Source organism: Ruegeria lacuscaerulensis, from assembly GCF_013031245.1.
Lineage (GTDB): Bacteria > Pseudomonadota > Alphaproteobacteria > Rhodobacterales > Rhodobacteraceae > Ruegeria > Ruegeria lacuscaerulensis_C.
The window spans coordinates 175,891-188,701 of sequence record NZ_WPZL01000006.1 but is presented as its reverse complement, the minus strand read 5'-3'; the positions used below and the strand labels follow the sequence as shown (position 1 = coordinate 188,701).

Sequence of the window (12,811 nt, the reverse complement as noted above, 5' to 3'; positions counted from 1 at the left end):
AGTAGAAATTCTGACGAACGGGATCATTGAAAACATGGGCATCTTTGGCAATCTGGGCGGCCTGTTCACAGCGGACATGGCTATCGACCTTGGGACAGCGAACACGCTGGTTTATGTCAAAGGGCGCGGCGTGATCCTGTCGGAACCTTCGGTTGTCGCCTATCACGTCAAGGACGGCGTGAAAAAAGTGCTGGCTGTGGGTGAGGACGCCAAGCTGATGCTGGGCCGGACCCCTGGTTCCATTGAGGCAATCCGTCCGATGCGTGAAGGTGTGATTGCAGACTTCGACACTGCCGAGGAAATGATCAAGCACTTCATCCGCAAAGTGCATAAACGGTCGACTTTCTCAAAACCCAAGATCATCGTCTGCGTTCCGCATGGTGCAACCCCGGTTGAGAAGCGCGCGATCCGTCAGTCGGTTCTGTCCGCAGGTGCCCGCCGCGCGGGTCTGATCGCCGAGCCGATCGCTGCTGCAATTGGGGCTGGCATGCCGATCACCGATCCGACCGGCAACATGGTTGTCGATATCGGCGGCGGCACCACCGAGGTGGCGGTTCTGTCGCTGGGCGACATTGTATATGCCCGTTCGGTCCGCGTGGGTGGCGACCGGATGGACGAGGCCATAATCTCTTACCTGCGCCGTCAGCAGAACCTGCTTGTGGGTGAATCCACCGCCGAGCGTATCAAGACCACCATCGGCACCGCCCGCATGCCCGATGACGGGCGTGGCCAGTCGATGCATATCCGTGGCCGCGACCTGCTGAACGGTGTGCCGAAGGAAATCGAAATCAGCCAAGCTCAGGTGGCCGAGGCGCTTTCGGAACCCGTCCAACAGATTTGCGAAGCGGTGATGACCGCGCTGGAAACAACGCCACCCGACCTGGCTGCGGATATCGTGGACCGGGGCGTGATGCTGACCGGCGGCGGTGCGTTGCTGGGCGATCTTGACCTCGCTCTACGCGAACAGACCGGTCTGGCCGTATCAATTGCCGATGAAAGCCTGAATTGTGTGGCTTTGGGCACTGGCAAAGCGTTGGAATACGAAAAACAACTGCGCCACGCGATTGACTACGAAAGCTAAGGCGCGCACCCTTTAAGGGTCAGCACTCGGGCACGAGCAGCACGGGAAGGAGTCCTGTGGCAAAGGACCGATCACAGCGCGACGAATACACTACCCCCTTACGCCGCCTGCTGTTGGGGATCGTTGTTCTGTGCCTGCTGGCGATCTTTCTGGTCTGGCGCATCGACAGCCCGCGCGTCGAACGGTTCCGCGCGCAAGTAGTAGACCGGGTTGTTCCTTCGATGGAATGGGCCATGGTGCCGGTCACAGCCGTCGTCAATTTGGTGCGCGATTTTCAAAGCTATCAGCGCCTGAGCGAACAGAACCAGGAATTGCGCAGCGAACTGCGCCTGATGCGGGCTTGGAAGGAAGCCGCGCTGCAGCTGGAGCAGGAAAACGCCCGGCTGCTGGATCTGAACAATGTGCGCCTTGACCCGCGCCTGACCTATATTACCGGTGTCGTCATGGCCGACAGCGGTTCACCCTTCCGCCAGTCGGTTCTGTTGAATGTGGGTGAGCGTGACGGAATTACAGATGGATGGGCCACCATGGACGGGATCGGCGTTGTCGGGCGCATCTCGGGTGTGGGGCCGGATACAGCGCGCGTGATCCTGATGACAGATGCGTCCAGCGCGATCCCGGCAACCATTCAGCCTTCGGGTCAAACCGCTCTGATTGCGGGGGATAATACCCCTGCCCCGGTGGTGGAGTTTCTGGAAAACCGCGAGCTGGTGCGCCCCGGCGACCGAGTTGTCACTTCGGGCGATGGTGGTGTGTTCCCCGCCGGCCTGCTGATCGGTCAGATCACAGCTGATCCCGGTGGCCGCTTGCGGGTGCGCCTGTCGGCGGATTTTGAACGGCTCGAATTCCTCAGGGTGCTGCGCTATCAGTCGGCGCCCGCCATACAGGACCCGGGTGGCATTGTCGGACCCAAACAGCCCGCCGCCGCATTGACCCCGACGGAGGTCGGCGATGGATAGCCAGGTATCACAGCTATGGACCAAGCGCGGTCTGTACCTGTTTCTGGCGGCTCTGATCATGTTTCTTCATTTGCTGCCATTGGATTCGCAGCCAGATCGTTGGCCCTTTCCGGATATTCTGATCGTTGTGACATTCGCCTGGATTCTGCGGCGCCCGGAATATGTGCCGACCCTTTTAATTGCCTTTGTCATGCTAATGTCCGACCTGTTGTTGCAACGACCGCCCGGCCTGATGGCGGCTCTAGTCGTTCTGGGCGCGGCCTATCTGCGGTCGGCGAGTCTGGGTATGCGGGATTCAGGCTTTATAAGCGAATGGACATCCGTCGCCGTCGTGATCACGGCAGTTTTTGTTCTGAACCGCGTCATTCTTGCTATTCTTTCCGTACAGCAGGCAGCACTGGGACCCGTGGTGATACAAGTGGTTCTGACAATAGCGGTTTATCCCCTGATCGTTTGGCTCAGCCGGAACGGATTCGGAGTGCGGCGCGTATCGCCCACTGAAACCAGTACATTGGGAGCGCGATAATGAAACAGCGCACACCAAAAACTCAGGGCCTTGCCTACAAACGCCTGCCGCGCAGAGCACTTATTCTGGGCGGGCTGCAGGCCGCCTTTGTCGGAGGGTTGGCCGCGAGGATGCGGTTCATGCAGGTGGATCAGGCCGATGAATACAGGCTGTTAGCTGAAGAAAACCGGATCAACATCCGCCTTATACCACCGACCCGCGGTCGGGTTTATGACCGCAACGGTGAAATAATCGGGCAGAACTCACCTTCTTACCGGATCGTCATGGTGCGCGAGGATGCCGGAGATATCGACAAGGTCATCGCCAAACTGTCCGAACTGATCCCGCTGACCGAGGATGAGATCGAGCGCGCCAAATCCGAAATGAGGCGTTCTGCGCCATTTTTACCGGTCACCCTGGCCGATCAGGTCACGTGGGAGGATATCTCGAAAGTCGCTGTCAACGCTCCGGCCCTTCCCGGCATTATCCCCGAGGTAGGTCAAACCCGGCAATATCCCCGTTACGAGGATTTTGCCCACGTGGTCGGCTATGTCGGTCCAGTCAGCGACTACGACCTCAGCCAGATCGAAGACCCCGAGCCTGTCCTGCGCATCCCCCGGTTCCAGATCGGCAAGGTCGGGCTGGAGGCCAAACAGGAAATCTCATTGCGCGGCAAGGCCGGGGCCAAACGGGTCGAGGTCAATGCCACCGGCCGGGTGATGCGCGAACTGGACCGACAGGAAGGTGAGGCCGGGGCCGATCTGCAATTGTCGGTCGATGCGGATCTCCAGCAGTACGCGCAGGCCCGGCTGGCCGGGGAGAGTGCTGCGGCTGTCGTGATCGACTGCGAATCCGGGGATATTCGCGCTATCAGTTCCGCCCCCAGTTTCGACCCTAACCTGTTTGTCCGTGGGATCTCGGTCGCGGATTACCGAACGCTGACGCAAGACAATTACCGCCCTCTGGCAAACAAGACTGTACAGGGTACCTATCCGCCCGGCTCGACCTTCAAGATGATCACCGCCATGGCCGCGCTGGAGGCCGGAGTGATCGGGCCCGGCAACACCGTTTACTGCCCCGGCCACCTGAAAGTCGGCAGCCGCCGATTCCACTGCTGGAAACGCGGCGGGCATGGGACCGTAGACCTTGGCTTGTCGCTGAAACGCAGTTGCGATGTATATTACTACGACGTGGCATTGCGCACAGGTATCGACAATATCTCAGACATGGCGCGCATTTTCGGACTGGGCGTTAAGCATGATATCCCCATGTCCGCAGTTGCAGCGGGGCTGGCACCCAACCAGGAATGGAAAGAACGGGTTCACGGGCAGAGCTGGCTGGTGGGCGACACGGCGAATGCTTCGATTGGACAGGGGTTCATGCTGGCCTCACCCTTGCAACTTGCAGTTATGTCCGCCCGGATTGCGACGGGCCGCGCAGTGAAACCGCGCTTGGTGCGGGCGGTGAACGGCATCGAACAGCCCTCGGGCGCAGGGGAGCCACTGGCGGTCAATCCGAACAACTTGGAAATGGTGCGCAAAGCGATGTTCTCGGTCTCGAACGACCGGGGCGGCACAGCGTATCGCAGCCGCATCATCGCCGAAGATTTCCGCATGGCTGGAAAAACCGGAACCAGCCAGGTGCGCAACATCACCAAGGCCGAACGCGCGGCCGGTGTGATCCGCAACGAAGACCTGCCCTGGGAACGCCGCGACCACGCGCTGTTCGTCAGCTTTGCCCCTTACGACAACCCAAAGTATGCCGTGGCCGTTGTGGTGGAACACGGAGGCGGTGGATCAAAGGCAGCCGCCCCCGTCGCGCGGGATATCATGTTGCAGGCGCTCTACAACGGAACGCCGCCGCTTGAGGCCTACCCGGTTGCCGACCGTGATCGCATTAAAGAGCAGCAAAAACGGCTTGAGGGCGACCGCCGCCCCAAAGCGCGTCCGACCGAGAAGGACCGCGCATGAGCTATCTTGAATACGCTGTCAAATCCACGCCCTCGGGATTCCGCAAGTTTCTGTATATGAACTGGCCCCTGACTTTGCTGCTTATCAGCGTCGCAAGCGCCGGCTTCCTGATGCTGTATTCCGTGGCGGGCGGATCGTGGACCCCATGGGCCGAACCGCAGTTGGAGCGGTTCGGACTGGGTCTGATAGTCATGTTCATCATCGCGCTGGTGCCGATCTGGTTCTGGCGCAACATGTCGGTCGTGGCCTATCTCGGCTCGATCGTGCTTTTGATCTTTGTGGAACTTTTCGGCACCGTCGGCATGGGCGCCCAGCGCTGGATAGATCTTGGCTTCATGCGTCTTCAGCCATCCGAAGTCATGAAGGTCGCGCTGGTTATGGTTCTGGCCGCCTATTACGACTGGCTGCCGTCTCATAAAACCTCGCGCCCGCTTTGGGTTTTGATCCCGGTTGTCCTGATCCTGATCCCCACATTCTTTGTTTTGAAACAACCCGATCTTGGCACCTCGATCCTGCTGTTGGCGGCGGGCGGAGGGCTGATGTTCCTGGCCGGGGTTCACTGGGCCTATTTCGCCGCTGTTATCGCGGCAGTGGTAGGCTTGATTGCGGCTGTTTTTAAAAGCCGCGGAACTGACTGGCAGTTGCTCAAGGACTACCAGTTTAAGCGGATTGATACGTTTCTGGACCCCTCAACCGAGCCGTTGGGGGCCGGGTATCACATCACTCAGTCCAAGATCGCGCTGGGGTCCGGAGGCTGGAACGGGCGCGGGTTCATGCAGGGCACCCAATCACGTCTGAACTTCCTGCCGGAAAAACACACCGACTTCATTTTTACCACGCTGGCTGAAGAATTCGGGTTTGTCGGGGGCATCACTCTGCTGACTCTGTACGGCCTGATCCTGATTTTCTGTCTGGTTACGGCGCTGTCGACCAAGGACAGGTTCTCGTCGCTGGTCACGCTGGGCATCGCGCTGAACTTCTTCCTGTTTTTTGCCGTCAACATGTCGATGGTCATGGGCTTGGCGCCGGTTGTGGGTGTACCACTGCCTATGGTCAGCTATGGCGGCTCGGCCATGCTGGTCCTGATGGCTGCCTTCGGCATCGTCCAGAGCGCCCATATCCACCGCCCCCGCTGATCTGAAAGGCCCCTCATGACCGTGACCGTCCTGTTTTCCGCGCGTCCCGCATTGTGGCCCGTGTACGAACCTTTGCTGACCAAGGGACTAACTAAGGCCGGACTGGAGTTCCGCCTGGGCACCGAATTCGACCCGGATCAGGTCGATTACGTTGTCTATGCCCCGAATGGCGGTCTGCTGGATTTCACCCCCTACACGCGGTTGAAGGCTGTTCTCAGCCTCTGGGCCGGGGTCGAAAGCATCGCAGACAATGAGACACTGACCGTTCCGCTGGCGCGGATGGTGGATCACGGGTTGACGCAGGGCATGACGGAATGGGTGGTGGGCCACGTGCTGCGCTATCACCTGGGGATGGACCGGCACATCACCGTTCAGGACGGGATCTGGACCCCTGATGCCCCGCCACTCGCGCCTGAACGTCAGGTCTGCGTGCTTGGATTGGGCGCGTTGGGCGAGGCCTGCGCCCGTGCGCTGGCTTCATTGGGTTTTGACGTGACCGGCTGGAGTCGCACGGCCAAAGACATCCCCGGAATAACTTGTCTGCATGGTGAGGACGGACAGCGTGCGGCGCTTTCACGGTCCGAGATCGTAGTTCTGCTGCTGCCGGACACACCTGCGACCGAGCATATCCTGAATGCCGAAACTCTGGACCTGCTGCCCAAAGGCGCGTGCATTATCAACCCTGGTCGCGGGCCGCTGATCGATGACGATGCGCTGCTGGCGGCACTAAACAAGGGCCAGATCGGTCACGCTACGCTGGACGTATTCCGGGTGGAACCACTGCCTGCGGACCACCCCTATTGGGCGCATCCCAACGTGACGGTGACCCCGCATATCGCATCGGAAACCCGGCCCACCACCGCAGCGCAAGTAATCTGCGAAAACGTCCGCAGAGGTGAGGCGGACGAGCCCTTCCTGCACCTCGTCGATCGGTCGCTGGGTTACTGAACCCTTAGGCCGCGATCAGCCCGCGCCCTTTTAGCAGAGCCTCGACCCCCGGCAAGCGGCCACGAAACGCCAGATACAGCTCCTCGGCCTCGCGCGAGCCGCCGGTGGACAGGATATTCTTTTCCAGCGCCTTGGCGCGTTCGAGATCAAAGGGCCCACCCGCTTCTTCGAACGCGGCAAAGGCATCGGCATCCATGACTTCCGACCACATGTAGCTGTAATAGCCCGAGCTATAGCCGTCACCCGCAAACACATGCGCGAAATGCGGCGTGGCGTGGCGCATGCCGATGGCCTGCGGCATCCCGATTTCCGCTAAAACCTCGGCCTGCTTCGCCATTGGATCGGCCGGAGCCGCGCCCTCGTGAAACGCCAGATCGACCAGCGCCGAGGCGACGTACTCCACCGTCTGAAACCCCTGATCGAAATTGGCGGCTTTCAGCACCTTCTCCAGCATCTCCTGCGGCATCGGTTCGCCGGTTTCCGTATGGGTGGCAAATTCGGCCAGAACCTCGGGTACTTCCAGCCAATGCTCATAAAGCTGGCTCGGCAGTTCCACGAAATCGCGTGCGACGCTGGTGCCTGAGATGCTTTCATAGGTCACGTCAGACAGCATCTGGTGCAGAGCGTGACCAAATTCGTGAAACAGGGTCCGCGCGTCGTCATAAGACAGCAGCGCCGGGTCGCCTTTGGCAAAGTTGCAGACATTGATTACGACCGGAGCCTGCGCCTTTGGGAACTTCGCCTGCGACCGCATAGCGCTGCACCATGCGCCCGACCGCTTGGAACCACGTGCAAAGTAATCCCCGATGAACACCGCAATGTGCTGCCCGTTGCGCGTCACCTCCCACGCCCGACAGTCGGGGTGATAGAGCGGCACGTCCAACGGTGCAAACTCCAGCCCGAACAGCCTATTGGCGCAGGCAAAAGCGGCCTCGATCATTCGATCCAGTTGCAGGTAGGGCTTCAGTGAGACCTCATCCAGATCATGCTCGGCCTTGTGGCGTTTCTCGGCGTAGTAGCGCCAGTCCCATGCCTCGAGCGGGCCGTTGATACCGTCCTCCTGCATCATCCGGGTCAGGATTTCGGCATCCGCGTCAGCGCGCGCCTTGGCGGGGTCCCAGACTTGCATCAGCAGGTCGCGCACCCGTTCGGGCGTCCCGGCCATCTCGGTTTCCAGCTTGTAGTCAGCAAAGCTGTTATAACCCAGCAGCTTCGCCCGTTCTTCACGCAGGGTCAGGATATCAGTGGCGATCTGGCGATTGTCGGTTTCCCCGCCATTGGCGCCACGTGCAGTCCACGCCTGATAAGCCTTTTCCCGCAGATCGCGGCGGGGAGAAAACTGCAGGAACGGTACGATCAGCGAACGTGACAGCGTTACAACCGGACCATCCGCCCCTTTTTCCTGCCCTGCCGCCCGTGCAGATGCCACGACGAAATCCGGAAGACCCTCCAGATCGTCCTCGGACAAATCCATGTACCAGTCCCGTTCATCGGCCAGCAGATTCTGCGTGAATGACGTGCCCAATGAGGCCAGACGCGCCTTAATGTCCCGCATCCGGGCATCCTCGTCGCCCTGCAGATCCGCGCCGGCGCGGACAAATCCGCGATGGGTCAGCATTAACACGCGGGCCTGTTCGTCGGTCAGATCCAGCTCGTCTTTTCGCGCCCACAGATCGGCCACCCGCTGGAACAAAGCCTTGTTCGACGAAATACCCGAGAAATGCGCCGACAATTTGGGAGAGAACGCCCGTTGCAGTTCTTCGCGCTCCGGGTTGCTATCCGCGCCCGCAACCGTGAAAAAGACCGACAACACCTTATCCAGTTGCTCTCCTGCCGCTTCGAGCGCCTCGACGGTGTTGGCAAATGTAGGCGCCTCCGGGTTGGTCGCTATTGCATCGATCTGGGCGTTGTGAGCCTGCATGGCCTGCTCCAGCGCAGGTGAGAAATCATCATCCGAGATCTCGGCGAAAGGCGCAATTTCGAAAGGCGTGGTCCAGTCGGACAGGATCGGGTTGGTCATGCAGATCTCCTTTGCCCGCCAAGCTATTTAGGCGGGGTGCAATGGTCCAGAGGCCACGCCATCGATATTTCACTTTCCGCGCCAATTCCCCTTGCGCCAACTTCATGCCGCGCGCACGGTCTCGGTGAGAAGGAGACAGGACATGAGCAAAACGAACCGATCTGCCGGGATCATGACGACGGCTATCCACGCGGGCGATCCACCAGATGCCTCCACCAACGCGTCGGCGCCACCGATCCATGTGAGTTCGACCTACGTCACCGATGATCTGGCGGGGTTTTCCGCCCATGACCTGACGCCAGACAGCCCTTATGTCTACTCCCGTTGGGCCAATCCGACCGTCGCCGGACTGGAAGCCAAAATCGCGGCGTTGCAGGGAACCGAAGCGTGTCTTGCCACGGCTTCCGGCATGGCAGCGGCTTCGGCCATCTTCTTCACTTTTCTGTCCGCCGGGGATCACCTGATCGTATCGGATGTATCCTATGCCGGTGTCGCGGAATTGGCACGCGAAACCCTGCCCCGGATGGGTATTGAGGTATCGCCGGTGAACATGTCCGATCTTGCGGTGGTGACTGCGGCGATCCGGCCGAACACCCGGCTGATCCACACGGAGACTCCGGTAAACCCGATCAACCGGCTGACGGATCTGGTTGAGATTTCCAAACTGGCACGGCAGGCTGGCGCATTGCTGAGCTGCGATGCGACTTTTGCCTCGCCCCTAGGTTTGGATACCGTCGCTCTGGGCGTCGATCTTACGATGCATTCGATCACGAAATACATCGGTGGTCATGGCGACGCCATTGGAGGCGCCGTTGCAGGGTCGGCGTATCTGATCTCGAAAATGCGTGCTGAAGCCGGCATTCATCATGGCGGGATATTGTCGCCCTTCAACGCATGGCTGATAGCGCGCGGGGCCTCGACACTACCGCTGCGGATGAAGGCGCATGAGGCGGGTGCAACGGCGGTTGCGGAATGGTTGGAGGCCGATCCGCGGGTGTCCCGTGTCATTTACCCCGGACTGGCCTCGCATCCGCAGGTGGAATTGGCAAAGCGGCAGATGTCGAACATGTCGGGGATGATTTCATTTCAGGTCGGCAGCGCGGCGGACGGCGAGCGCATCGCGCAGCAGATGATCGAACGGCTGAATGTCATTCACTATGCGGTCTCACTGGGGCATCACCGCAGCCTGGTTTTCTGGATGGGGACCGAGGGATTGATGGAAACGTCATTCAAACTGCAAGGCGCACAGCTTGAGGATTATCGCAATTTCGCGGGCGACGGAATTTTCAGGCTGTCAGTCGGGCTTGAGGATGCCGAAGACCTGATTGCCGATCTGGACGCAGCACTGGGATAGGTTCTCCCGCCACCGCAGCGCACATCAAAGATACCCCTTGGCGGGGTTGGGCCGGGCCGCGCGCCGACGCGCGCGGCGGCTGCGCTTATTTTTGGGATTTTTCAGACCCAGAGCATATCGGGCAGTCAGCGCGCCGTGACAGCGTGATCTTGCGGCTTTCACCATAGAGTGCGTCGTAGATGAGCATTTCGCCGCGCAAGGCCTGTCCGGCCCCGGTGATCACCTTGATGGCCTCAACCGCCATCATCGAACCCACAACCCCGGGGAGCGGGCCTATTACGCCCGCTTCGGCGCAGGACGGGGCGAGGCCCGGCGCCGGCGCCTCGGGGAAAATACACTGATAGCAGGGTGCGCCATTGGCCGGGTCAAAGACGCTTAGCTGACCTTCCCATTGCGACAGCGCGCCAGAAATCAGCGGTTTGCCCAGAGCCACCGCCGCGAGGTTAGTCAAATAACGGGTTTCGAAGTTGTCAGTGCCGTCGAGGATCAGATCGAAATCGGCGAACAGGTCCGCGGCGATCTCTTCGGTCAGACGGCGGTGGTATGGCAGAACGACCACATTGGGGTTCTGCGCCTGCATGGCCTGTTGCGCCGAAAAAACCTTGGGCATCCCGATATCGGCATCGCGGTGGATTACCTGCCGTTGAAGGTTCGCGTTTTCAACCTCATCGTCATCGATCACGCCGATGGTACCAACCCCGGCGGCGGCCAGATATTGCAGGGCGGGCGCGCCCAGTCCACCGGCACCAATGACCAGTACGCGAGCCTTTTTCATCTTTTTCTGACCCGGGCCGCCCAGCTCGCGCAGAACGATATGGCGGGCGTAACGCTCGAGCTCGGTTTCAGAGAATTGATCGGACGGCATCGCGGGCTCCTTGGCTGAGGCTGGCGCGGCGCGACTTCGCAGCGCTTTCAGCACCCTTCCATAAATCAGAACCAGAATGGCCGTGCCAGCCAATATCAGCCACAACGCCGCAGAGCCGCCGGTCGCCTCACGCAACGGGTGTCCGTCGGGTAAGATAAACTGTGCGGTGATCACGCCCAGCAACAAAACCCCGACCGAGGTCATGCGCGCGGTGCTGGACACTCCGGCTATATAACCGATGCCCCAGAGCGCCGCCGCGAGGACCAGTACCAGCAGCATCAGCCGCGTCCGGTCGAGCCGAAACCACCCGCGCCACGGTCTGTGCTGCTTAAAGTATCCACAGCCTCAAAGGCGGCCTGAACCACCGGAGCGACAACCAATTGAGCGATGCGCTCGCCATGAGTGATCTCGAACGCTTCCTGGCCGGCGTTCAGGACGATCACTCCCAAGGGCCCCCGATAATCGCTGTCGATCGTTCCCGGCGTATTGGGCAGTGTGATGCCATGTTTCAACGCAAGGCCCGAGCGGGGGCGTACCTGCACCTCGAACCCGTGCGGGATTTCGATCCGCAAACCGGTAGGAACCAAGGCGCGCTGGCCTGGTTCGAGCGTGATTGAAACACGATCCGGCAAATTCGCCCGCACGTCCGCACCGGCGGCCCCGGTTGTCTCGTACGAGGGCAGCGTGATCGAAGGATCAGACCCTTCCTCACGGATCACACGAATTGCAACCATCACTGTACCTCTTGATTAGTTTTTCAGCGCGCCGGCGATCTTATTCGCCAGACGCTGGGCCACGGCATCCTTGCCCATGCGCGGCCATTCCTCGGCGCCGTCATCCGAGATCAGGATCACCGCATTCTCAGAACCGCCCATGATGCCTGTCGCCGGGCTGACGTCATTTGCCACTATCCAGTCGCAGCCTTTACGCGCCCGTTTGGCAGTGGCGTGGTCGACGACATTGTCGGTCTCAGCAGCAAAGCCTACGACCAGAGCGGGCCGTCCCGCCTTCATCTGCGCAATCCTCTTGAGGATGTCCGGGTTCTCAGCAAATTCCAGTGCAGGCAATCCATCGCGGCTTTTCTTCAGCTTCTTGTCAGACGCACTGGCCACCCGCCAATCCGCAACCGCCGCCGCAAATACGCCAGCGTCGACGGGTAGCGCGGCATCTACTGCGTCGGACATCTGCTCTGCGGTTTCCACACGCACGACCTGAACGCCCTCGGGCGGTGGTACATCCGCCGGACCAGTCACAAAGATCACCTCGGCCCCAAGCGCGGACAATGCGCGCGCTACCGCCGTGCCCTGCGCGCCGGAAGACCGGTTGGCGATGTAACGCACCGGATCAATTGGTTCATGTGTCGGACCGGAGGTGACCAGAACACGTTTGCCTTTCAGCGGCCCGTCACCCAGTTCCGCCTCAATCGCAGCGACGATTTCCAGCGGTTCGGACATCCGGCCAGGGCCGTATTCACCACAGGCCATGTCGCCCTCATTCGGGCCGACGAAACGAACGCCATCCGCCTGCAACTGCTTAAGATTGCGCTGGGTCGCCGGGTGATCCCACATGCGCACATTCATTGCAGGAGCACACAGAACTGGTGTGTCTGTCGCCATCAGCAGGGTCGAGGCCAGATCATTCGCCAAGCCCCCGGTCATCTTGCCCATAAGGTCAGCGGTTGCCGGGGCAACGACGATCAGATCCGCCGAGCGGGACAGCTGAATATGCCCCATCTCGGCCTCATCGGTCAGATCGAACAGATCGCGATAGGCTTTTTCCCCGGCCAGAGCAGCCACCGACAGCGGCGTCACAAATTCCTCGGCCGCGCGAGTCAGAACGGGCGTCACGGCAGCGCCGCGCTCCTTGAGACGCCGGATCAGGTCCAGCGACTTATAGGCTGCGATCCCGCCGCCGATGATCAGCAGAATGCGTTTCGATGACAGCATGTTTTGCCCTTCCCGTCCCGGTAGGCC

The 12,811-nt window shown here is 60.5% G+C and carries 11 protein-coding genes; 7 read left to right on the top strand and 4 right to left on the bottom strand.

The features are described 5' to 3' along the window. Nucleotides 1-34 precede the first annotated feature (34 nt). Genes GOX66_RS10625 through GOX66_RS10600 form a run of 6 tightly spaced genes read left to right on the top strand, consistent with a single transcriptional unit; the run spans nt 35 to nt 6,599 of the window. Nucleotides 35-1,081 carry a rod shape-determining protein gene (locus GOX66_RS10625; RefSeq protein ID WP_039523195.1) on the top strand — a complete coding sequence of 349 codons (1,047 nt, stop codon included), beginning with the start codon at nt 35-37 and terminating at the stop codon, nt 1,079-1,081. Nucleotides 1,082-1,137: 56 nt separating this feature from the next. After that, nucleotides 1,138-2,040 (top strand): rod shape-determining protein MreC, encoded by a 903-nt coding sequence (gene mreC / locus GOX66_RS10620; protein WP_170762381.1) that lies wholly within the window; start codon nt 1,138-1,140, stop codon nt 2,038-2,040. Continuing rightward, nucleotides 2,033-2,566, top strand: a complete 534-nt coding sequence (locus tag GOX66_RS10615; RefSeq protein WP_170762379.1) for a rod shape-determining protein MreD — start codon at nt 2,033-2,035, stop codon at nt 2,564-2,566. The genes mreC and GOX66_RS10615 overlap by 8 nt, the downstream gene beginning before the upstream one ends. After that, the gene (mrdA, locus tag GOX66_RS10610; protein ID WP_170762377.1) at nt 2,566-4,515 is read left to right on the top strand and encodes a penicillin-binding protein 2; all 1,950 of its coding nucleotides are present in this window, start codon (nt 2,566-2,568) and stop codon (nt 4,513-4,515) included. Before GOX66_RS10615 ends, mrdA begins: the two co-directional genes overlap by 1 nt. Next, a complete protein-coding gene (gene rodA / locus GOX66_RS10605; protein WP_170762374.1) occupies nt 4,512-5,651 on the top strand; it encodes a rod shape-determining protein RodA in 1,140 nt (379 codons plus the stop codon). Before mrdA ends, rodA begins: the two co-directional genes overlap by 4 nt. Before the next feature lie 15 nt (nt 5,652-5,666). Beyond that, on the top strand, nt 5,667-6,599 hold the full coding sequence (locus tag GOX66_RS10600; RefSeq protein ID WP_170762372.1) for a 2-hydroxyacid dehydrogenase: 933 nt from the start codon (nt 5,667-5,669) through the stop codon (nt 6,597-6,599). Between the two features lie 4 nt (nt 6,600-6,603). On the opposite strand, the gene GOX66_RS10595 is transcribed toward GOX66_RS10600, so the two are convergent. Beyond that, a complete protein-coding gene (locus tag GOX66_RS10595; protein ID WP_170762370.1) occupies nt 6,604-8,619 on the bottom strand; it encodes a M3 family metallopeptidase in 2,016 nt (671 codons plus the stop codon). 142 nt (nt 8,620-8,761) lie between these two features. On the opposite strand from GOX66_RS10595, the gene GOX66_RS10590 reads away from it, so the two are divergent. Continuing rightward, on the top strand, nt 8,762-9,973 hold the full coding sequence (locus GOX66_RS10590; protein ID WP_170762368.1) for a trans-sulfuration enzyme family protein: 1,212 nt from the start codon (nt 8,762-8,764) through the stop codon (nt 9,971-9,973). 85 nt (nt 9,974-10,058) lie between these two features. On the opposite strand, the gene GOX66_RS10585 is transcribed toward GOX66_RS10590, so the two are convergent. The 3 genes from GOX66_RS10585 to coaBC are packed head-to-tail and all read right to left on the bottom strand — an operon-like array spanning nt 10,059 to nt 12,784. Continuing rightward, nucleotides 10,059-11,117: a HesA/MoeB/ThiF family protein gene (locus tag GOX66_RS10585; RefSeq protein ID WP_170762366.1), complete on the bottom strand. Its 1,059-nt coding sequence runs from the start codon at nt 11,115-11,117 to the stop codon at nt 10,059-10,061. After that, nucleotides 11,117-11,572: a dUTP diphosphatase gene (gene dut / locus GOX66_RS10580; RefSeq protein ID WP_170762364.1), complete on the bottom strand. Its 456-nt coding sequence runs from the start codon at nt 11,570-11,572 to the stop codon at nt 11,117-11,119. The genes GOX66_RS10585 and dut overlap by 1 nt, the downstream gene beginning before the upstream one ends. 15 nt (nt 11,573-11,587) lie before the next feature. Beyond that, nucleotides 11,588-12,784: a bifunctional phosphopantothenoylcysteine decarboxylase/phosphopantothenate--cysteine ligase CoaBC gene (coaBC, locus tag GOX66_RS10575; protein WP_170762362.1), complete on the bottom strand. Its 1,197-nt coding sequence runs from the start codon at nt 12,782-12,784 to the stop codon at nt 11,588-11,590. Nucleotides 12,785-12,811 lie beyond the last annotated feature (27 nt).

Coding starts and splice junctions, on each gene's coding strand:
- GOX66_RS10625 (WP_039523195.1), top strand. CDS start 35: ATGGGCATCTTTGGCAATCTGGGCGGCCTGTTCACAGCGGACATGGCT.
- GOX66_RS10615 (WP_170762379.1), top strand. CDS start 2,033: ATGGATAGCCAGGTATCACAGCTATGGACCAAGCGCGGTCTGTACCTG.
- mrdA (WP_170762377.1), top strand. CDS start 2,566: ATGAAACAGCGCACACCAAAAACTCAGGGCCTTGCCTACAAACGCCTG.
- rodA (WP_170762374.1), top strand. CDS start 4,512: ATGAGCTATCTTGAATACGCTGTCAAATCCACGCCCTCGGGATTCCGC.
- GOX66_RS10600 (WP_170762372.1), top strand. CDS start 5,667: ATGACCGTGACCGTCCTGTTTTCCGCGCGTCCCGCATTGTGGCCCGTG.
- GOX66_RS10595 (WP_170762370.1), bottom strand. CDS start 8,619: ATGACCAACCCGATCCTGTCCGACTGGACCACGCCTTTCGAAATTGCG.
- GOX66_RS10590 (WP_170762368.1), top strand. CDS start 8,762: ATGAGCAAAACGAACCGATCTGCCGGGATCATGACGACGGCTATCCAC.
- GOX66_RS10585 (WP_170762366.1), bottom strand. CDS start 11,117: ATGCTGCTGGTACTGGTCCTCGCGGCGGCGCTCTGGGGCATCGGTTAT.
- dut (WP_170762364.1), bottom strand. CDS start 11,572: ATGGTTGCAATTCGTGTGATCCGTGAGGAAGGGTCTGATCCTTCGATC.
- coaBC (WP_170762362.1), bottom strand. CDS start 12,784: ATGCTGTCATCGAAACGCATTCTGCTGATCATCGGCGGCGGGATCGCA.